At 55.6% G+C, this 19488-nt stretch carries 19 protein-coding genes; 8 read left to right on the top strand and 11 right to left on the bottom strand.

Going from position 1 to position 19488, the window contains the following annotated elements; genetic code table 11:
* Window positions 1-73 precede the first annotated feature (73 nt).
* Together K5Y33_RS18695 and K5Y33_RS18690 are read right to left on the bottom strand one after the other, a co-directional pair.
* Window positions 74-382, bottom strand: coding sequence for a putative quinol monooxygenase (locus K5Y33_RS18695; RefSeq protein WP_008103384.1), 309 nt, complete (start codon window positions 380-382; stop codon window positions 74-76).
* Window positions 383-413: 31 nt separating this feature from the next.
* A complete protein-coding gene (locus tag K5Y33_RS18690; protein WP_008103382.1) occupies window positions 414-992 on the bottom strand; it encodes an NAD(P)H-dependent oxidoreductase in 579 nt (192 codons plus the stop codon).
* 163 nt (window positions 993-1155) lie between these two features.
* Between K5Y33_RS18690 and K5Y33_RS18685 the strand changes: the two genes are divergently transcribed.
* Complete coding sequence (locus K5Y33_RS18685; RefSeq protein ID WP_222234875.1) at window positions 1156-1920, top strand: transporter substrate-binding domain-containing protein; 765 nt, start codon at window positions 1156-1158, stop codon at window positions 1918-1920.
* 138 nt (window positions 1921-2058) lie between these two features.
* Here K5Y33_RS18685 and K5Y33_RS18680 read toward each other — a convergent pair whose 3' ends face one another.
* The 6 genes from K5Y33_RS18680 to K5Y33_RS18655 all read right to left on the bottom strand — a co-directional run bounded on the left by K5Y33_RS18680 (window position 2059) and on the right by K5Y33_RS18655 (window position 7404).
* The gene (locus K5Y33_RS18680; RefSeq protein WP_101763006.1) at window positions 2059-2922 is read right to left on the bottom strand and encodes a ketose-bisphosphate aldolase; all 864 of its coding nucleotides are present in this window, start codon (window positions 2920-2922) and stop codon (window positions 2059-2061) included.
* 128 nt (window positions 2923-3050) lie between these two features.
* On the bottom strand, window positions 3051-3902 hold the full coding sequence (locus K5Y33_RS18675; protein WP_101763007.1) for a class II fructose-bisphosphate aldolase: 852 nt from the start codon (window positions 3900-3902) through the stop codon (window positions 3051-3053).
* A gap of 9 nt (window positions 3903-3911) precedes the next feature.
* Window positions 3912-5003 (bottom strand): PTS fructose transporter subunit IIC, encoded by a 1092-nt coding sequence (locus K5Y33_RS18670; protein ID WP_222234873.1) that lies wholly within the window; start codon window positions 5001-5003, stop codon window positions 3912-3914.
* Between the two features lie 11 nt (window positions 5004-5014).
* Entirely contained in the window at window positions 5015-5329 is a 315-nt protein-coding gene (locus K5Y33_RS18665; RefSeq protein WP_101763009.1) for a PTS fructose transporter subunit IIB, read from the bottom strand.
* A 24-nt stretch (window positions 5330-5353) separates the two neighbouring features.
* Complete coding sequence (locus K5Y33_RS18660; protein ID WP_061720482.1) at window positions 5354-5824, bottom strand: PTS sugar transporter subunit IIA; 471 nt, start codon at window positions 5822-5824, stop codon at window positions 5354-5356.
* A gap of 17 nt (window positions 5825-5841) precedes the next feature.
* Window positions 5842-7404 carry a transcription antiterminator gene (locus K5Y33_RS18655; protein ID WP_222234871.1) on the bottom strand — a complete coding sequence of 521 codons (1563 nt, stop codon included), beginning with the start codon at window positions 7402-7404 and terminating at the stop codon, window positions 5842-5844.
* Between the two features lie 407 nt (window positions 7405-7811).
* On the opposite strand from K5Y33_RS18655, the gene parC reads away from it, so the two are divergent.
* From parC to ftsP, 3 genes are all read left to right on the top strand, one after another.
* On the top strand, window positions 7812-10082 hold the full coding sequence (parC, locus tag K5Y33_RS18650; RefSeq protein WP_192236289.1) for a DNA topoisomerase IV subunit A: 2271 nt from the start codon (window positions 7812-7814) through the stop codon (window positions 10080-10082).
* Between the two features lie 41 nt (window positions 10083-10123).
* Window positions 10124-10861, top strand: a complete 738-nt coding sequence (locus K5Y33_RS18645) for a 1-acylglycerol-3-phosphate O-acyltransferase (RefSeq protein WP_101763012.1) — start codon at window positions 10124-10126, stop codon at window positions 10859-10861.
* A gap of 119 nt (window positions 10862-10980) precedes the next feature.
* On the top strand, window positions 10981-12408 hold the full coding sequence (gene ftsP / locus K5Y33_RS18640) for a cell division protein FtsP (RefSeq protein ID WP_101763013.1): 1428 nt from the start codon (window positions 10981-10983) through the stop codon (window positions 12406-12408).
* A 227-nt stretch (window positions 12409-12635) separates the two neighbouring features.
* Here ftsP and dkgA read toward each other — a convergent pair whose 3' ends face one another.
* Window positions 12636-13463, bottom strand: a complete 828-nt coding sequence (gene dkgA / locus K5Y33_RS18635) for a 2,5-didehydrogluconate reductase DkgA (RefSeq protein ID WP_222234869.1) — start codon at window positions 13461-13463, stop codon at window positions 12636-12638.
* A gap of 205 nt (window positions 13464-13668) precedes the next feature.
* On the opposite strand from dkgA, the gene K5Y33_RS18630 reads away from it, so the two are divergent.
* Window positions 13669-14580: an AraC family transcriptional regulator gene (locus K5Y33_RS18630; protein WP_101761795.1), complete on the top strand. Its 912-nt coding sequence runs from the start codon at window positions 13669-13671 to the stop codon at window positions 14578-14580.
* Here the strand turns inward: K5Y33_RS18630 and K5Y33_RS18625 are convergent, their stop codons facing one another.
* Window positions 14581-15243 (bottom strand): DedA family protein, encoded by a 663-nt coding sequence (locus K5Y33_RS18625; protein ID WP_101761796.1) that lies wholly within the window; start codon window positions 15241-15243, stop codon window positions 14581-14583.
* A 98-nt stretch (window positions 15244-15341) separates the two neighbouring features.
* Window positions 15342-16532: a cystathionine beta-lyase gene (gene metC, locus K5Y33_RS18620; protein ID WP_110867294.1), complete on the bottom strand. Its 1191-nt coding sequence runs from the start codon at window positions 16530-16532 to the stop codon at window positions 15342-15344.
* 260 nt (window positions 16533-16792) lie between these two features.
* Here metC and exbB point away from each other — a divergent pair, with 260 nt between their 5' ends.
* The 3 genes from exbB to K5Y33_RS18605 all read left to right on the top strand — a co-directional run bounded on the left by exbB (window position 16793) and on the right by K5Y33_RS18605 (window position 19477).
* On the top strand, window positions 16793-17521 hold the full coding sequence (exbB, locus tag K5Y33_RS18615; RefSeq protein ID WP_192236537.1) for a tol-pal system-associated acyl-CoA thioesterase: 729 nt from the start codon (window positions 16793-16795) through the stop codon (window positions 17519-17521).
* 5 nt (window positions 17522-17526) lie between these two features.
* Entirely contained in the window at window positions 17527-17949 is a 423-nt protein-coding gene (gene exbD / locus K5Y33_RS18610) for a TonB system transport protein ExbD (RefSeq protein WP_008103349.1), read from the top strand.
* Between the two features lie 181 nt (window positions 17950-18130).
* On the top strand, window positions 18131-19477 hold the full coding sequence (locus tag K5Y33_RS18605) for an MFS transporter (RefSeq protein WP_110867293.1): 1347 nt from the start codon (window positions 18131-18133) through the stop codon (window positions 19475-19477).
* The last annotated feature ends 11 nt before the right edge of the window (window positions 19478-19488 follow it).

The following is a 19488-nucleotide window of genomic DNA, read 5'->3' as shown; positions in this document are numbered from 1 at the left end:
TGCGAAACAAAAGCCCCGATCAAAAGACCGGGGCTTTTTTTATGCACGATATGTAACAACACAGTAAATTGACTTACTTAGCCGCTTCCAGCACCAGGATCTTCACATCGACCACTTCATCTTTAATCAACGCGCGATGCGCATCCATGTGTGGCATCTGCTGATGCTGCTCCAGATGACGCAGTGATTCCCACAGCTCCAGCATGAAAATGGAATCGGGTGAATTCTGTTTCCACGGCACTTGCGCCTGATGATCAACTAATGCGTCATATTGATGGCAGCCATCTTCTTCCAGCACGGTAGGAATCAGCTGATTAATCGCATCCAAAACCACCTGGCGACGGCCCGGTTTGACACAAATCTCTGCAACGACGGTTAACATAGTGCTTCCTCTTTTCCCTGGGTGCTTACAGTTAAGCAAAGATCTGGCTGAGATGAGTCCGATAACGTTCGATATCGCGCGGTACGTCCGGCATTTTAATCACGTCGTTACAGATAAAGGTCGGCAAACCTTCCATACCGAGGAACTGGTTGGCCTTGTGGAAGTGCAGATACAAACCGTCCACGCCCACGCCTTCAAAAAACTGCTCGGGATCGTTAAAGGCTTCCAGCGGAGCGTTCCAGGTCAATGACAGCATGTATTTCTTACCCTGAATCAGGCCGCCGGAGCCGTATTTTTTACCGGCATCGCTGCGTGTGCGGCCATCGCTGGCATACAGTGAACCGTGACCTTCGGTGAAGACATCATCGATATACTTTTTTACTGTCCACGGCTCGCCCATCCACCAGCCGGGCATTTGATAAATCACCACATCGCTGTCGAGGTACTTCTGCACTTCTTCTGCCACGTTGTAATCGCTGTCGGCAATCGTTACCTGTACCTGATGACCAAGATCGCGCAACTGGCTGGCTGCGACGTCAGTTAAGGTATGGTTCAGTTCGCCTTTCGAATGGGCGAAGGTTTTGCCACCATCGATAATTAAAAAGTTCATGTAATCCGCTCCGTTTCTCGTTGATGCCGCACACTCTACGCGCGCGCAGCAGCGAGAAAAATGCGTGATCGATCACAACACTTTTGCTAATAAAGCAATAATACGCAGGGTTATGAAACAATCCGTGAGCAAACCAACATCAACTCCCATAAAAGAAGAAAACATGAAAACCGCGATACTGAGTGTATTATTTCTGGTGACGGGCGCTGCTCAGGCGCAATCCCACCTCGATGACATCCGCGCAAGCAAAACCTTAAAAGTCTGTACCACCGGTGATTACAAGCCATATAGCTATTTGCGCAGCGATGGCCAATATGAAGGATTGGATATCAGCATGGCGCAATCGCTGGCGGCAAGCCTGGGCGCAAAAGTGCAGTGGGTGCCAACCACATGGAAAACCCTGAGCGATGATTTTGTGGCCAGGCAGTGTGATATCGCATTGGGCGGCGTATCGGTCACCCTCAAGCGTCAGCAGATCGCCTGGTTTGCCCAGCCGCTTGGCATCGATGGAAAAATTCCACTAGTGCGCTGTGCTGATAAAGCGAAATATCAGACGGTTGAACAGATTAACAAGGCGAGCGTGCGCGTGATCGAACCGGCGGGCGGCACCAACGAAGCCTTCGTGCACAGCCATCTGCCGCAGGCAACGCTGCAACTGGCTGACAATGTGGGGATTTTCCAGCAGTTAGTGGATAACAAAGCGGACGTAATGATCACCGATGCGTCTGAAGCGCTGTTCCAGCAGCAGCATTATCCCGCGCTGTGCGCCATTAATCCGGACAAACCGATGCAGTACGGCGAGAAGGCCTACATGATCCCGCGCGATGATATGAGCTGGAAGTTGTATGTCGATCAATGGCTGCATCTCAGCACCGCCACCGGCGAATACGCGCAGATTGCTAAACAATGGTTGGGTGCGACTAAATAACAAAAGAGCGCGACAAATCGCGCCGCTACAAATATGTGCGCGTGGCTGATTACCATACTTAATATCTGCACATATCGTAGCGGCGCAATTTATTGCGCATTGCCGAGCACGTTGAAGATGCCAGGCTTACTACTTAACTCAGCGATACAAACTCGCCTTACCCAACCCGCCAAACAGATTCATTTTGTAGCGAATGACTTCCTTCGCCGCCGCAATGGCATCGGGATAAATCACATTCGGATCCCACCAGGTTTCGCGTGCCAGAATCTCGCGCAGCTTAGCGAAATAGGCGAACTTCATGTCGCTGGAAATATTGATTTTGCCCACGCCCAGCGTCACCGCTTCCGCGATCTCGGCATCCGGATTTGCTGAACCGCCGTGCAGCACCAGCGGAATAGTGGTGCGCTGCGCAATGTCTCTGAGGATATGCATCTGCAACTCAGGCTTCATATCTTTCGGGTAGATGCCGTGCGCGGTGCCAATCGCTACCGCCAGCGTATCTACACCGGTGCGCTGCACGAAATCCTCTGCCTGCGCCGGTTCGGTGTAGATCACTTTACTCACGCCGCCTTCCACTGAAGTGCCGGTATCGCCGATGGTGCCGAGTTCACCTTCCACCGAAACGCCCACCGCATGCGCCAGTTTCACCACTTCTTTGGTCAGCGCCACGTTCTCTTCATAAGGCAGCAATGAACCATCGATCATCACTGAGGTAAAGCCGCATTGAATAGCGCGCAGCACCTGAGCAATGGACGCACCGTGATCGAGGTGGATGGTGAACGGCACTTTGCTTTTCAGCGTGCGCTCGCGCACATAGCCAAAGAACTCATCAGTGACAAACTCCAGCTCGCTTGGATGGATGGAAATGATCGCCGGCGTATGGGTAGCTTCAGCTTCTTCAACTACCGCGCGGATAAAGCAGCTGTCGGCCACGTTAAAAGCGCCAATCGCGTAGCGGTGCTCACGAGTCGGTGCCAACATCTCTTTCATTGAAATCAACATGTTAATATTTCCTCAGCGTGATGTTTACCGGAGCCGACGCATGCGCCGACCCGATAGTGGATATGAATGTGAAATTGATAATGCGACCTTGTGTCGCCATTCATGGCGAACACTAACCAACCTGATGGCTAAACCTTGCCCGCCGATCCCGACCAGCTTAGGTACTCCGCCACCACTTCGCGGCAGGCGGACTCCATCAGCCCAAGCACATCGGCTAACTCAGCGTGAGGATGCTGCTTCAAGGCCTGTTCCACCGCCATTTTTCCGGCATCAAACACCGCCGCGCCGACGTTGATCTTGGCAACGCCAAACTCACTAACGCGGCGAATATCCTCAGCGGGCGTGCCCGATCCGCCGTGCAGCGCCAGCGGTCGCGAAGAAACCGCCTGCAACTCCTGCAAGCGCTGAAAGTCGATCTTTGGCTTCACACCCGCCGGATAAAGCCCGTGCGCGGTGCCAACCGAGATCGCCAGCAGGTCGATATCGGTCTGTTCGATAAACGGCAGCACATCGGCCACCTGCGTCATCTTCACTGAGGCATCAGCCAGTTCGTAGGTTGGCGCATCGGCGATATGTCCTAGCTCGCCCTCGACGCACACGCCGGCGGTATGCGCCATCTTCACCACGGCGGCGGTCTGGCGAATGTTCTCGGCGAGCGGTTCAGAAGAGGCATCGATCATCAAGCCGGTAAAACCAGCGCGAAACGCCTGACCAATCAGCGGGAACGCTTTGCCGTGATCGAGTGCCAGCGCCACCGGCACGCTGGCGGTCTCGGCCAGCGCACGCACTAACGGCACCGCGACAGCAGGCGGGAAGTGCGCGCTGTGTCCCTGATAAACGTTGAGGATCAGCGGAGCGCGCTGCTGCTCGGCGGCCTGAATGGCGGCGCGCGCGGTTTCAAGGTTGAAGCAGTTGATCGCTAACACCGCATAGCGCTGTTGGGCGGCGGCCTGAATCAGGTCGTTCATCATGGCAAACATGGTGGCTCCTTATTCCAGAGTGAATTTGATCTCTTCATCGCGGACGCCGGGGGCTTCCACGTCATCGAACTCTTCATCCGCCTGCGTCACCGGCTTTTTCAGTACCGACAGCATCACGCCGCACACCGTGGTGCCGATACCGAGTGCCAAACAGAACATCCAGGGTTTGGTGAACAGCGGCACCACAAACATGCCGCCGTGCGGCACCGGTGCGCCGACGCCCCACACCATAATCAGCCCACCGGCGATGGCGGAGGCCACCACGCAGCTGCCGACCACGCGGAACAGGTCGCGCGCTGCAATCGGAATCACGCCTTCGGTAATCATGCAGATGCCCATCGGGAAGGCGGCTTTTAGCGCCTCTTTTTCCGCTTTGGTATATTTGTTGCGGCTCAGCAGATAAGAGAGCGTGATGCCGAACGGCGGAATCATTGAGCCGACAAACTTCACCGCTTCCGGTCCGTAAATGCCATCAACCAGCATACCGTCGGCGAACAGCGACATGGTTTTATTCACCGGACCGCCGAAGTCGAAGGTGGCCATCGCGCCGAGGATCGCGCCCATCACAAATTTCGAACCGCCTTGCATCGACTCCAGTAGGGCAATCAGCGCCTTCTGCAGCCAGACAATCGGCTGGCCGATGAAGGTCATCATCAGCAGCCCGGCGATGATGGTGCTCAGCACCGGCAGCACCATAATCGGCATCAAGCCCTGCATCGATTTCGGCAACTTAATAGTGCGGCGCAGCAGCAGCACGGTGTAACCGACCAGGAAGCCACCGAAGATGCCGCCGATAAAGCCTGTGCCGATCTGCCCGCAGATAAAACCGACGATCAGGCCAGGCGCGAAGCCGGGACGATCGGCAATCGAGTAAGCAATCGCCGCGCTGATCAGCGGCACAATCAGCCCCATGCCCCAACCGCCGATCTGATTCAGCATCCACGCGAGGGTGCCGGTCTGTTTGCCGACATCTGGCCCGCCGATCACCTGGCCGAGCGCGATGCAGATCCCGGCGGCGACGATCAGCGGGATCATCCACGAGATCCCGGTAAGCAAATGCCCTTTGATCTCCTGGCCGTACTGACGTTTGTTGTCACTCATGATGGATCTCCTCAGGCGCGCGCCAGTGAATCCGCCACTTTTTCGAGGAATTTCACCGGTGATTTGATCACTACTTCGGTTTTCACTCGCACAATGGGTTTGCCCTGAAAGCGCTCCTCGCCTTTGATCTTCACGTCAACGGCGAGGATCACCACGTCCGCAGCGGCGATATCTTGCTGCGTCAGCGCCGTTTCGGTGCCGATGGTGCCCTGAGTTTCAACGTGGATGGTGTGGCCCAGCGCGTGGGCCCCTTTAATCAGTTTTTCGCGCGCAATATAGGTATGCGCGATGCCTGCCGTGCAGGCCGCTACACAGACGATATTCATGTGTCACCTCAGAGAGTTAGGGTGTTAACAGAGGTCGGTTTCGGCGTACTGACTAAACAGCCGGATGATATTGCTGGCATCGTTTTCCACCAGCAGTTGGGCTATCACCTCATCATCGGCCAGCGCACTGGCCACCTGCGACAACAGGCGAATATGGGTGGTGTTCTGATCTTCCAGTCGCACCGCGAACAGGATGATGCAGCGCACCTGGCTGCCATCGAGCGTTTCCCACGGAATGTCGTGTTGGGTGCGGCCGATGGCGAGCGTGGTTTGTTTCACCGCGGCGGATTTACCGTGCGGGATGGCGATATGATTTTCGAAGCCGGTGGAACCTTCAGCTTCCCGCAGCCAGACGTCTTCAATAAAGGCAGCGCGGTCGCTGATGGCGCCGTCGTGGTAGAGCAAATCGGTGAGCTCATGAATCGCTTGCTCTTTGGTGGTGGCGGTCAGCGCCAGGTTAACGCGGCGTGGCGTCAGAATGCGCGAAATATCCATGATCAATCCTCATTCAATTAATGTTCAGCCAAAGCGCAGGAGGCGCCGTCGGGCAGCTGGCTGCCAATCATGGCGTCAGTCACCCGCCGAATATCGTCATCGTTAAAAAAGGCGCTGACATACACCGCCGGAACCGCTCCGGCGTTGAGGTGAATAGTAGTAATCACCAAATCCACCGTTTCTCGCTGGCAAAACTCCGCGTGATTACTGGCGGAAACCACGCCGACAATCTCCCAATCCGGGAAGGCGCGCAGAATGCGACTCTTCAAAAGGTGCGAGGTTCCCACGCCGCTGGAGCACACCACCAGAATGCGTTTGTGGGCGATTTGTCGCTCCAGCGCTGCCTGGAAATGCACGCACAGATAACCTATTTCGTCATCCGCCACCGATGAAAGTCCCTGGCTGCGCGCGGTTAATTGCATCGCCTGTTGCGTTAATGAAAATATTTCCTTCATCTCCTGCTGAATATCCTCCAGCAGCGGATTACGAATATGAATATGATATTTGAGTCGATTTAATAACGGCTTTATATGAACTAATAACCCTTCAAATAATAATCGGTCCTGCGCTAAGTCCTGCTGAATAAATGACGCGAATCGATCGATTAATTCACAGGTTATTTTTACTGATTCAGCGGTGGAAAATTGATTATGCAGCGGCGCGTTATCGCCACGCTCTTCTACCACAATGCCGGACGAGACAATATATTGATAAATAAAACCCACTTCATCGGCTGGCAATGCGCAGCACATGCGCTGTTCAATCTGCACCACCATGTTTTGGGCAATCTTCAGAATGCGCTGATCGAGATCCTGCGCGCTGGTCAGGGTTTCCAGCGCCAGCGAGTTACCTTGCGCCATGCGATGCATCATGATCAGAATATGGGTGCAGAGATTGAGGTACCACGCGTCGCCCAACGGATAACTCAGTTGCTGCTCCATCTGCTGCAGCAGCGCCTGCACAAAAGCCACATCCTCGTCGCCAAAATAGTGCACCAGCGCTTGCTGGCTGCCGGGATCGAGGCGTGGTAGCAGCGGCGTGCCGGCGACGTTCTGCTGCATCACATCATTGATCAGCGAGACCATCGCCTGGCGCAGCGTCTGCTCATTGCCTTCTATGTGGGTGCCGCCGGGGCCGCGCTGCAGCACCAAACCCAGCGGCTGCAGCCACTCCTCGATCACCTTCAGGTCATTCACGATTGACGCATGACTGATAAAGTAGCGTTCCGACAATTTACTGATTGAAGTCGCGCGTGGCGCATCACTCAGCAGCTGCGAGGCAATCTTCACCCGTCGGCTGTTGTGGCTCAGCGCATCCGAACTGCTTTCGTCGCCGTTAAGCTGCTGCTCCAGTTGCAGACGCTGCTGCAGATCGTCTACCCGCAGACGTATGCCGCGTCCCGGCATTTTTTCCAGCTGCAGCGACCAGTCGCGAAGCCAACTCTCCAGCCACTGCAAATCGCGCTGGATGGTTTTCTCCGACACGCCAAGCTGTAAAGCTAATTCTTTTGTCGGCTGCGGTGCGGCATGATGCAGCAGCAATTTTACTAATCGGTGTTGTCGCGAAGTCAGTATTTGCATTCGTTCACCCTTATTTTGGCAAAACGTTTATGGCTAATTGGTGATTATATTTATTCCATGCCAGAAATCAGACGCGCAAAAATGTGGGGCTTGTGGAGTATGAATTTAGGAGAGTAATCACTAAGCAACAATACTAAATGTTGTCCCGGCTTGCGGACACCATTAATACGCTAAATGCCTCGCGATATTAATTGCGAAGTTGCTCACAGATTATTGCCGATATTCACTGTGACATGGCTCCCATTCCGTTTTAATTTTCCAACCAATATCACGCTATTTAATGCAAGACGATTCTGTTTGCTGAACGGGCTTCTCTGTGACTAAACCGCACGAATAAGGTAATATCCTCGCCAAATGACCGCCGGATGTCCCGCCGTTGCGGGCCACGAAGTGAGGATGCGAGCTGAATGAGCGAATTGACGCAGGATGGTGCAGAGCGTCTTGCCCTGCACACGTTTACCGAAAACGCGTACCTGAACTACTCCATGTACGTGATCATGGACCGCGCGCTGCCGTACATCGGCGATGGCCTTAAGCCAGTGCAGCGCCGTATTGTGTATGCCATGTCGGAATTGGGTCTCAATTCCAATGCTAAATTCAAAAAATCGGCGCGTACCGTTGGTGACGTGCTGGGTAAATACCATCCGCACGGCGACAGCGCCTGTTATGAAGCGATGGTGTTGATGGCGCAGCCGTTCTCCTACCGTTATCCGCTGGTGGATGGCCAGGGAAACTGGGGGGCGCCGGATGATCCAAAATCCTTCGCCGCGATGCGTTACACCGAATCGCGCCTGTCTAAATACGCTGAAATCCTGCTGGGTGAACTCGGTCAGGGCACGTCCGATTACATCCCGAACTTCGACGGCACCCTGCAGGAGCCGAAGATGTTGCCGGCGCGTCTGCCCAACATTCTGCTCAACGGCACCACCGGCATCGCCGTGGGGATGGCGACCGACATTCCGCCGCATAACCTGCGCGAAGTAGCGGAAGCAGCGGTCAAGCTGATCGACAACCCGAAAACCACGCTGAATGAGCTGCTGGATATTGTGCAAGGTCCGGATTACCCGACCGAAGCGGAGATCATCACGCCACGCAGCGAAATCCGTAAGATTTATCAGAGCGGTCGCGGTTCGATTCGCCAGCGTGCGGTGTGGAAAAAAGAAGATGGCGATGTGGTGATCACCGCGTTGCCGCATCAGGTGTCGGGCGCACGCGTGCTGGAGCAGATCGCTAACCAGATGCGCAATAAAAAGCTGCCGATGGTGGAAGATCTGCGTGATGAGTCCAACCACGAAAACCCGACGCGTTTAGTGATTGTGCCGCGCTCCAATCGCGTGGATCTCGAGCAGGTGATGAATCACCTGTTTGCCACCACCGATCTGGAAAAAAGCTACCGCGTTAACCTGAATATGATCGGACTGGATAACCGTCCGGCGGTGAAAAACCTGCTGGAAATCCTCTCTGAATGGCTGGTGTATCGCCGTGATACCGTGACGCGACGCCTCAACTATCGTTTAGATCGCGTGCTGCGTCGCCTGCATATCCTTGAAGGTATGCTGGTGGCGTTCCTCAATATTGATGAAGTGATCCACATCATCCGTACCGAGGATGAGCCGAAGCCGGTGCTGATGTCGCGTTTTGACATCAGTGAAACCCAGGCCGAAGCGATTCTCGAACTGAAACTGCGCCATCTCGCCAAACTGGAAGAGATGAAGATTCGCGGCGAGCAGGCGGAGCTGGAAAAAGAGCGCGATCAGCTGCAGGCGATTCTGGCGTCCGAGCGCAAGATGAGCAATTTGCTGAAGAAAGAGCTGCTGGCCGATAGCCAAACCTACGGCGACGATCGCCGTTCGCCGCTGCACGAGCGCGAAGAAGCCAAAGCGCTGAGCGAAACCGAGCTGGTGAGCGCTGAGCCGGTAACCATCGTGCTGTCGCAGATGGGCTGGGTGCGCAGCGCCAAAGGCCACGATATCGATCCGGCGGGCTTAAGCTACAAAGCGGGCGACAGCTATCTGGCCGCCGCACGCGGCAAGAGCAATCAGCCGGTGGCCTTTATCGACTCCACCGGACGCAGCTACACGCTGGATCCGACCTCATTGCCGTCCGCGCGCGGACAGGGCGAGCCGCTCACCGGCAAACTGACGCCACCGCCGGGCGCGGTGATTGAGCAGGTGCTGATGGAGCCCGACGATCAGAAGCTGTTGATGGCCTCTGACGCCGGTTACGGTTTCATCTGTACCTTTGCCGATCTGGTGTCGCGCAACCGTGCCGGTAAAGCGCTGCTGACGCTGCCGGAAAACGCCAAAGTGATGACGCCAATGGCGGTACATTCGGGCGATGATATGCTGCTGGCAATTACCCAGGCCGGACGCATGTTGATGTTCCCGGTTGGCGATCTGCCGCAGATGTCGAAAGGCAAAGGCAACAAGATCATTTCGATTCCTGCAGCGGAAGCCGCGGCGGGCACCGACAAACTACAATGGTTGCTGATTCTGCCGCCGGGCGCGTCAATCACCGTATATGTCGGTAAACGTAAGCTGATCATGCGTGATGAAGATCTGCAGAAAGTGCGTGCCGAGCGCGGTCGTCGCGGCAGCGTGGCGCGTGGCCTGCAACGCATCGATAGCGTAGAAGTGAATGCACCAGCGCGTCCGAAAGCCGACGCGAGTGAAGAGTAACGCTGTAATTCAGGCGATGGAATGCCCCATTTGAGGAATCTATGTTACTAATTTTACGAGCAATTATTGTTATTGTTTATTCGATTCTGGTCAGTATTGTTGGCTGTATCTGGTGTCTGTTTTCACCGCGTAATCCGCGTCACGTCGCAACCTTCGGCCATCTGCTCGGTCGTCTGTCGACGGTGTTTGGTCTCAAAGTGGAACTGCGTAAACCGGCGGAAGCCGCGCATTACGGTAACGCGATCTATATCGCTAACCACCAGAACAACTACGACATGATCACGGCGGCCAAAATCGTGCAGCCGACCACCGTGACCGTGGGCAAGAAAAGCCTGCTGTGGATTCCGTTCTTTGGCCAGCTCTACTGGCTGACCGGTAACCTGCTGATTGACCGTGATAACCGCTCCAAAGCGCACGGCACCATCGGTGAGTTGGTGGAACAGTTCAACAAAAAGCGCATTTCGTTCTGGATGTTCCCGGAAGGGACGCGCAGCCGCGGTCGTGGTTTGCTGCCGTTCAAAACCGGTGCGTTTCATGCAGCGGTAGCCGCCGGTGTGCCGATCATCCCGATTGTGGTTTCCAACACCCACGACAAGATCAAGCTGAACCGCTGGAACAACGGTTTGGTGATTGTGGAGATGTTGCCGCCGGTCGATACCTCGCAGTTTGCCACCACCTCGGTGCGTAAGCTCGCCACGCACTGCCGTGAATTAATGTCGACTAAACTGGAAGAATTGAACGCCGAAGTCGCCGAACGCGAAAAAAACGGTAAACTCTGAGCAGCCAAAATGGGGCAGGTGATCATCTGCCCCGTTCTCAAGCCACACAGCAACTCATCATTAATTAGAACAACATGGACACGGCGTCCTCACGCCACGCTCAAAAGGTCTGAAGTTTTATGTCTTGCAGCAGACGTCAGTTTATTCAGCTTTCTGCCGGTGTCGCACTGGCTTCCGGTGCTATGCCTTTCGCCGCCCGCGCCGCCGCGCCATTGGGCGATACGCCACTTCCTATTCCACCGCTGATTGAATCCCGTCGCGGTCAGCCGCTGTTTCTCACCTTGCAGCGCAGCCATTGGTCGTTCAGCGGCAACAGCAACAAAGTGCCGGTGTGGGGCTTTAACGGCATGTATCTCGGCCCAACGGTGCGTGTGTATAGCGGCGACGATGTGAAGCTGATTTACAGCAACCGCCTCAACGAACCGGTATCGATGACCGTCAGCGGTTTGCAGGTGCCGGGCGCGTTAATGGGCGGTGCGCCGCGCATGATGTCGGCCGGAGCCGACTGGGCGCCGGTGCTGCCGATTCGTCAGGGCGCGGGCACATTGTGGTATCACGCCAATACGCCAAACCGCATGGCGCCGCACGTCTACAACGGACTCGCCGGCATGTGGCTGGTGGAAGATGACGTCAGTAAATCGCTGCCGCTACCGAAGCATTATGGCGTCGATGATTTCCCGCTGATTATTCAGGACAAGCGCCTCGATAACTTCGCCACGCCGGTTTATAACCCGCCCTCCAGCGGCGGTTTTATGGGCGACGTGCTGCTGGTGAACGGCGTGCAAAATCCCTATGTCGAAGTCTCACGCGGCTGGGTGCGTTTGCGTTTGCTGAACGGCTCGAACGCGCGCCGCTTCGATCTCACCTTCTCCGATAATCGTCCCTTTACGGTGATCGCCAGCGATCAGGGCTTCCTGCCTGCGCCGGTGGCGGTGCAGCTGCTGACGTTGGCTCCCGGCGAACGTCGCGAAGTGCTGGTGGATATGTCGCAGGGCGATGAAGTCTCGATCATGGCCGGAACGGCGGCGGGTTTGATGGATCGCCTGCGCGGATTGTTTGAGCCGTCATCGATTCTGACCAATACGCTGGTGCTGAGCTTACGCCCAACCGGTTTATTGCCGCTGGTAACCGACAATCTGCCGATGCGTTTGCTGGCGGATCAGATTCTTGATGGTGTGGCGGTGCGCACGCGCGAATTCCGCATTGGCGATAGCGAGCCGGGCATTAACGGCGTGTTGTGGGACATGAACCGCATTGATACCACCGTGCAGCAGGGCACCTTTGAGCGCTGGATTATCCACGCCGATCGTCCGCAATCGCTGCATATTCAGGGCGTGATGTTCCTGATTAAGAACGTCAATGGCGCGCAGCCGATGGGCGAAGATCGCGGCTGGAAAGATACCGTTTGGGTGGATGGCAGCGTGGAACTGCTGGTGAGCTTCCCGCAGAGTTCGTCGGATCACTTCCCGTTTGTCTATTACAGCCAGACGTTAGAGATGGCGGATCGCGGGACGGCGGGGCAGTTATTGGTGAATTCAGCGTCTTAATGCCCTCACCCCAGCCCTCTCCCGCAAGCGGGCGAGGGAGCAGATCGAGCAAAACGCACCTTATGGTTCCCTCTCCCGCAAGCGCGCGAGGGAGCAGATCGAGCAAAACGCACCTTACGATTCCCTCTGCCGCCTGCGGGAGAGGGAGCAGATCGAGCAAAACGCACCTTACGGTTCCCTCTCCCGCTAGCGGGAGAGGGTTAGGGTGAGGGGAAACGCGCGCCATTCTACCCGTTAAACGCCTCCGGATCCGGTCCCAAACGGTTACCGCTATCCAGCCTACTGATCTCACTCACTTCAGTTTTATCCAACCTAAAATCAAACACCTGGAAATTCTCACGAATGCGTTCCGGGGTAATCGACTTCGGAATCACCACCAGGCCGCTATCCAGATGCCAGCGAATCACGATTTGTGCCGGCGTCTTGCTATATTTTTTCGCCAACTCGCGGATAATCTCCTGATCAAACACGCCTTTACCGCCTTGCGCCAGCGGGCTCCAGGATTCGGTTTGAATCTGGTGCAGCGCATTCCACGCATGCAGCGTGCGCTGTTGCAGCATCGGGTGCAGCTCGATCTGGTTCACCACCGGCGATACGCCGGTTTCATCGATCAAACGCTTCAGATGCGCCTCGTGGAAGTTACATACGCCGATGCTTTTGGTTAAGCCCTGTTGCTGCAGCTCAATCAAGCCTTTCCAGGCTTCAACGTAGTTATCTTTTTCCGGGCACGGCCAGTGCATGAGATACAAATCCACCTGCTCTAACTGCAACTTCTTCAGGCTGGTTTCCATTGCCTGTTGCCAGTTGGTCTGGTCATCGTTCCACAGCTTGGTGGTGATAAAAATGTCATCGCGCGCCACGTCGGTCTCTTGCAGCGCTTGCCCAACCGCTTCCTCATTTTTGTAGATAGCGGCGGTATCGATGGAGCGATAGCCGACTTTCAGGGCTTCCAGGATGGCGTTGCGCGCATCCTCAATGCTCGCTTGCCACACGCCGAGGCCAAGCTGCGGCATCATGTTGCCGTCGCGCAATTTAATAATGGGTTGATCTGCCATAATTGCTCCTTATCTGTTGCAGGGACTTACCGTAGAAAAGATGTGCTTAAGTCTAGTCAACAAACCTCACCTCAGGATCATTGTGGCAAGCGTGCGGCACTTTTGCCTGATAGATTTCTGCAAGAATCTTGCCTGATTCTCCAGAATAGTGGAGCTTTGCACAGCCTTACGGCAAACTGACTTTTTAGCTGCCCAAGAGAGATGCATGCCAAACGACGCCCTTTGCCGCCAGCTAGCGCAGCGCGTAGTTGCGCTGATGAGTGACCTGCATAAGCCGCTGTGCGCGGTAGAAAATGTCAAATTGATCTATGCCTGCGAAACCTTGCCGCGTACGCCGATGATGTATCAACCCGGCATCGTGATTCTGTTTCAGGGGCGTAAAACCGGCTATCTCGGCAGCACCGTTTTCCACTACGACGCCACCAAATATCTGATGCTCACCGTACCGCTGCCGGTGGAGTGCGAAACCGAAGCCACTCTGGCGGAGCCGCTGGCCGGCATGTGTTTGAGCGTGGATGTCGCCAGCCTGCAGGATTTGCTAATGGATATCGGCGATGACGAGCAGTTCCAGCCGCAGGCACAAACTTCCGGCATCCATTCGGCGTTCATGAGCGAAGAGATGCTGTGTGCGGCCGAACGCTTGCTGGATGTGATGAATAACCCGCGCGACGCCCGCGTGCTGGGGCCGCAGCTGGTGCGCGAGATCATCTATTACGTGTTAACCGGACCGATTGGCGGCGCGCTGCTGTCGCTGGTCAATCGTCAGACGCAGTTCAGCCAGATTGCGCGTGCGCTGCGTCGCATCGAAAATCATTTCGCGGAGAGTTTGAGCGTCGACATGCTGGCCGCTGAAGTGAACATGAGCGTTTCGGCGTTTCATCATAACTTCAAAGCGGTGACGCAAACCTCGCCGCTGCAATACCTTAAGCGCTATCGCCTGCATCAGGCGCGCCTGATGATGCTGCAGGATGGCATGAAAGCCAGCGCGGCGGCGGTGCGCGTCGGTTATGAAAGTCCATCGCAGTTTTCGCGTGAGTTTAAGCGCTATTTCGGCGTGACGCCGGGAGAAGAGGCGAGCCGCGTGCGTCAAACTTTACCGTTTGACGCCGCGTCGTAATCAGGAGAGTTTCTGGCGGCGTTTTTTCCAGATCACCACAATGCTGCCGGCCAGGCCGATAAACAGCAGCGCGATCGGCAGAATCATCAGGATCGCCATCACCTGATCTTCATGGCGCTTGATAAAGGGCACATGGCTGATGCCGTAGCCCAGCGTCACCACAATCCCAACCCACAACAAGCCGCTCAGCCAGTTAAACAGCTGGAAGCGGCCATTGTTTAAGCCGGAAATCCCGGCCATGGTCGGCAGTAAGGTGCGCACAAAGGCCAGGAAGCGGCCAACCAGCAGCGCCATCAAACCGTGGCGGTTAAACATATTCCACGCGCGCTGATGATATTGCGCGGGCAGATGCAGCAACCAGCTTTTCACCAGTTTGGTGTTGCCGAGCCAGCGTCCTTGCAGATAGCTGAGCCAGCAGCCGAGACTGGCCGCCGTGGTCAGAATCACAATGGTCGGCACGAAGTCCATCACACCTTTGGCGACCATCGCGCCCGCCAGTAACAGCAGGCTATCGCCCGGCAGGAATGACGCGGGCAGCAAACCGTTTTCCAGAAACAGCGTTAAAAACATCACGCCGTAGACAATCCAAACCACATCCGGATTGCCGAGCGCGGCAAAATCCTGATGCCAAAGCGCCTGGACAATCTCATGTAAAACACCCATCAGCTATTCCATCGAGTCACAAGGAGTCTAATTTTAACCTTCTGTGGCATTGCATACGTTGATCTCTCATCGCCGCCACAGCGTGGTTTATCTTCTGTTTAACTTCTTAAACGTGCAAAACCGGCTTTAAGATCATCCAGCAAGTCATCGACATGTTCGAGGCCGATATGCAGACGCACCAGCGTGCCGTCAAAATCCACGCCGCCCGCCGGACGAATCGCCGCCAGCTCTTCAGGCTGGTTCGCCAGAATCAGGGATTCATAGCCGCCCCACGAATACGCCATGCTGAAATGGTGGAAGTGATCGAGGTAATTTGCCAGCTGCTCACGGCTCAGTTTTTCATGCAGGATGAACGAGAACAAACCGCTGCTGCCGCTGAAATCGCGCTGCCAGAATGCGTGGCCTTTACACTGCGCCAGCGCCGGATGATTAACGCGCGCCACTTCCGGCTGCGTGGCCAGCCATTCCGCCACCTGCAATCCGCTCTCTTCGTGCTGACGCAGACGTGTGCCCAGCGTACGAATGCCGCGGCTCGCCATATAAGCGGTATCGGCATCGACCATTTGGCCCATCAGATAGGAGTTCTCGCGCAGCTGCGGCCAGCAACGCTCATTTGCTACCGCCGTGCCAATCATCGCGTCGCTGTGACCAATGATGTATTTGGTGCCGGCCTGAATCGAAATATCGATGCCATGCTCCAGCGCGTTAAACAACACGCCCGCCGCCCAGGTGTTATCGATCATGATGATCGCCTCCGGCGCTTTGGCGCGCACGGCGGCAACAATCGCGGGAATATCCTGCACTTCCATGGTGATCGACGCCGGTGATTCCAGGAACACCACGCGCGTATTCGGCTGCACCAGTTCGCCAATTTCGCTGCCGATGCAGTGATCGAAATAGGTGGTGGTGACGTTCAGCTTACTGAGAATTTTCGAGCAGAAATCCTGCGTCGGTTCGTAGACCGCGCCGCTCACCAGAATATGGTCGCCGGCTGCGACAAAGGACAAAATCGCATTAGAGACCGCCGCCGCGCCGCACGGATAGAGCGCGCAACCTGCGCCGCCTTCCAGCTCGGTCATGGCGTCTTGCAGCGAGAAATGGGTGAGGGTGCCGCGACGACCATAAAACAGCTCGCCTGACGCGCGGCCAGCGGTAGCACGTTTCTTGTCGGCGACCGTGTCAAAAACCAGGGATGAAGCGCGTTGAATTACGCTGTTAACTGAGCCTTGCGTGTAACGTTTACTGCGTCCCGCGCTGACAAGCGTGGTGTCTATTTTTTTCGTTGCCATCACTGCCTTTCCTGACATTTCCCACAAAACATTCACGTTACCACGAATCAGTGTAGCGGGTTGAGCCTGATTGCGGATTATCAGAGTGAGGCCAGTATTGCGCATAACATCCGCTAACTTGTGGAAATCGCGGGCATCTTTGCTTTGTAAATAGTAATGAGAACCACTATCACTTCGGTGGTATTTTTTGCTATGATCCGCGCTTCAATCGTGAACTGTGCAACAGAAGTTGGAGATGCAGCGTGGTAGCCAGTGATTTGATGCAAACGGATCTTTCCGTTTGGGGCATGTATCAGCATGCCGATATCGTGGTAAAGATTGTGATGATTGGCCTGTTACTGGCTTCGGTTGTCACCTGGGCAATTTTCTTCGGTAAGTTTGCTGAGCTGAGCGGGGCGAAACGTCGCCTGAAACGCGAGCAGCAAGCGCTGGGCGAAGCCCGCTCGTTAAACGATGCTTACCGTGCTGCTGAAAACTTCAAAAGCAACAGCCACAGCGCTGTGCTGCTAAACGACGCGCAGAATGAGCTGGAGCTCTCCGCCGGTACTGAAGATCTGGATGGTATCAAAGAGCGCACCAGCTTCCGTCTCGAACGCCGCGTGGCTGCATTTAGCCGTCATGCCGGTCGCGGTAATGGATTCCTCGCCACCATCGGTTCCGTTGCGCCGTTTATCGGTCTGTTCGGTACCGTTTGGGGCATCATGAACAGCTTCATCGGCATCGCGAAAACGCAAACCACTAACCTCGCAGTCGTCGCGCCGGGCATCGCCGAAGCGCTGCTGGCTACCGCGATTGGTCTGGTGGCGGCAATCCCCGCCGTGGTTATCTACAACGTCTTCGCGCGTATGATTGCCAGCTACAAAGCGTCGCTGGGCGATGTCGCCGCGCAGGTGATGTTGCTGCAGAGCCGCGATCTGGATCTCGGCAACGTGGATACCGCGAAAGAAGCCAACCGTCCAGCGGCGGCACAGAAACTGCGCGTAGGATAAGTATTATGGCGATGCGTTTAAACGATGACTCGGTCGGCGATGGCGAAATGCACGAAATCAACGTGACGCCGTTTATCGACGTCATGTTAGTTCTGCTGATCATCTTTATGGTCGCCGCGCCATTAGCTACCGTCGATGTGCGCGTTAACCTGCCAGCATCGACCAGCGCGCCGCAGCCGCGTCCGGAAAAACCGGTTTATCTCTCCATCAAGGAAGATAAGCAGATCTTCATCGGAAACGATGCAGTCACCAAAGAGACGCTGGTGAATGCGCTGACGGCACAAACCGAAGGCAAGAAAGACACCACCATCTTCTTCCAGGCGGATAAATCGGTGGATTACGCCACCCTAATGGAAGTGATGGATCAGCTGCGTGAAGCCGGTTATCTGAAGATTGGTTTGATGGGCATGGAAACGGTGAAGAAGTAACGTCACTCCACTTAGCCTTGCCGTAAAGGTCGCTCCCGCAGCGGCCTTTTTTAATGCCTGCACGCGATTTGTTAATTTATTGTTACTATTGGTCGTATTTTTGTAAACTGCAATGGTGAAGAAGATCACGTTTATTCCTGTCCCGGCACGCTACAACGGAAGAAAAACCAGGAAGGACAATATGAGCGCGAGTCACTCTTTACAAAAGTCGCCGCAAAGCGGTGCCAAAACCATCTTTAGCGTTACCAGCGGTAACTTCCTTGAGATGTACGATTTCATGGTGTTTGGCTATTACGCCACGGCAATCGCCAAAACCTTTTTCCCCGGCGATGATCCCTTTGCCTCTCTCATGCTGACGCTGATGACCTTCGGCGCAGGCTTCCTGATGCGCCCGCTCGGCGCGATTATTCTTGGTGCTTACATCGACCATCATGGCCGTCGTAAAGGCTTGCTGTTAACGCTCGGCTTGATGGCGATTGGTACCTTAACCATCGCGCTGGTGCCCGGATACGCCACGCTCGGTGCCGCCGCACCGATCCTGATTCTGCTCGGTCGTTTATTGCAGGGCTTCTCGGCGGGCGTTGAGCTGGGCGGCGTCTCGGTGTATCTGGCGGAAGTGGCGCCGAAAGGGCGCAAAGGCTTCTATGTCAGTTGGCAATCGGGCAGCCAGCAGGTTGCGGTGATCTTCGCCGCGCTGCTCGGTTTGGGCCTGAACCATCTGCTGGCGAAAGACGCCGTCACCGAATGGGGCTGGCGTATTCCGTTCGTGGTGGGATGTATGATCGTGCCGTTCCTGTTCTACATCCGCCGCATGCTGGAAGAGACCGAAGCCTTCAGCCAGCGTAAACATCACCCCTCAATGCGTCAGATTATGCGTTCGGTCGGGCAGAACTGGGCGCTGGTGCTGGCAGGGATGTTGATGGTGGTGACCACCACCGTAATGTTCTACATGATCACCGCCTTTACCCCGACGTTCGGCAAAACCGTGCTGATGATGAGTGACAAGCAGAGCTTCCTGGTGACGCTGTTTGTCGGCATCTCCAACCTGTTTTGGCTGCCGGTGATGGGTTCGCTGTCGGATCGCATCGGTCGTCGTCCGCTGCTGATTGTCTGCACCCTCTTGATGATTTTAACTACCTGGCCGGTGCTGCATTGGCTGGTGGGAGCGCCGACCTTCTCCCATCTGGTTGAGGCCGAGCTGTGGCTGTCGTTCCTGTATGCCAGTTATAACGGCGCGATGGTGGTGTATCTGGCTGAGATCATGCCGGCAGAAGTGCGCGCTTCGGGTTTCTCACTGGCCTACAGCCTGGCAACCGCGCTGTTTGGCGGCTTTACGCCAGCGGTGTCGAGCTATCTGATTCATGCCACCGGCGATAAAGCGATGCCGGGCGTGTGGCTCTCTTTTGCTGCGGTGTGCGGATTGGTCGGCACGCTGCTGATTGGCCGCATGGTGAAGCAATATCAAGCGCAACATCGTTCCCCTCACCCTAACCCTCTCCCGCAAGCGGGAGAGGGAATGTTTAGGTAACGGCGCGATCA

Source organism: Pantoea sp. DY-17 (assembly GCF_019795975.1).
GTDB lineage: Bacteria > Pseudomonadota > Gammaproteobacteria > Enterobacterales > Enterobacteriaceae > Pantoea > Pantoea leporis.
This window is presented reverse-complemented; position numbering and strand designations above follow the sequence as displayed.

Coding starts and splice junctions, on each gene's coding strand:
- K5Y33_RS18695 (WP_008103384.1), bottom strand. CDS start 382: ATGTTAACCGTCGTTGCAGAGATTTGTGTCAAACCGGGCCGTCGCCAG.
- K5Y33_RS18690 (WP_008103382.1), bottom strand. CDS start 992: ATGAACTTTTTAATTATCGATGGTGGCAAAACCTTCGCCCATTCGAAA.
- K5Y33_RS18685 (WP_222234875.1), top strand. CDS start 1,156: ATGAAAACCGCGATACTGAGTGTATTATTTCTGGTGACGGGCGCTGCT.
- K5Y33_RS18680 (WP_101763006.1), bottom strand. CDS start 2,922: ATGTTGATTTCAATGAAAGAGATGTTGGCACCGACTCGTGAGCACCGC.
- K5Y33_RS18675 (WP_101763007.1), bottom strand. CDS start 3,902: ATGTTTGCCATGATGAACGACCTGATTCAGGCCGCCGCCCAACAGCGC.
- K5Y33_RS18670 (WP_222234873.1), bottom strand. CDS start 5,003: ATGAGTGACAACAAACGTCAGTACGGCCAGGAGATCAAAGGGCATTTG.
- K5Y33_RS18665 (WP_101763009.1), bottom strand. CDS start 5,329: ATGAATATCGTCTGTGTAGCGGCCTGCACGGCAGGCATCGCGCATACC.
- K5Y33_RS18660 (WP_061720482.1), bottom strand. CDS start 5,824: ATGGATATTTCGCGCATTCTGACGCCACGCCGCGTTAACCTGGCGCTG.
- K5Y33_RS18655 (WP_222234871.1), bottom strand. CDS start 7,404: ATGCAAATACTGACTTCGCGACAACACCGATTAGTAAAATTGCTGCTG.
- parC (WP_192236289.1), top strand. CDS start 7,812: ATGAGCGAATTGACGCAGGATGGTGCAGAGCGTCTTGCCCTGCACACG.
- K5Y33_RS18645 (WP_101763012.1), top strand. CDS start 10,124: ATGTTACTAATTTTACGAGCAATTATTGTTATTGTTTATTCGATTCTG.
- ftsP (WP_101763013.1), top strand. CDS start 10,981: ATGTCTTGCAGCAGACGTCAGTTTATTCAGCTTTCTGCCGGTGTCGCA.
- dkgA (WP_222234869.1), bottom strand. CDS start 13,463: ATGGCAGATCAACCCATTATTAAATTGCGCGACGGCAACATGATGCCG.
- K5Y33_RS18630 (WP_101761795.1), top strand. CDS start 13,669: ATGCCAAACGACGCCCTTTGCCGCCAGCTAGCGCAGCGCGTAGTTGCG.
- K5Y33_RS18625 (WP_101761796.1), bottom strand. CDS start 15,243: ATGGGTGTTTTACATGAGATTGTCCAGGCGCTTTGGCATCAGGATTTT.
- metC (WP_110867294.1), bottom strand. CDS start 16,532: ATGGCAACGAAAAAAATAGACACCACGCTTGTCAGCGCGGGACGCAGT.
- exbB (WP_192236537.1), top strand. CDS start 16,793: ATGCAAACGGATCTTTCCGTTTGGGGCATGTATCAGCATGCCGATATC.
- exbD (WP_008103349.1), top strand. CDS start 17,527: ATGGCGATGCGTTTAAACGATGACTCGGTCGGCGATGGCGAAATGCAC.
- K5Y33_RS18605 (WP_110867293.1), top strand. CDS start 18,131: ATGAGCGCGAGTCACTCTTTACAAAAGTCGCCGCAAAGCGGTGCCAAA.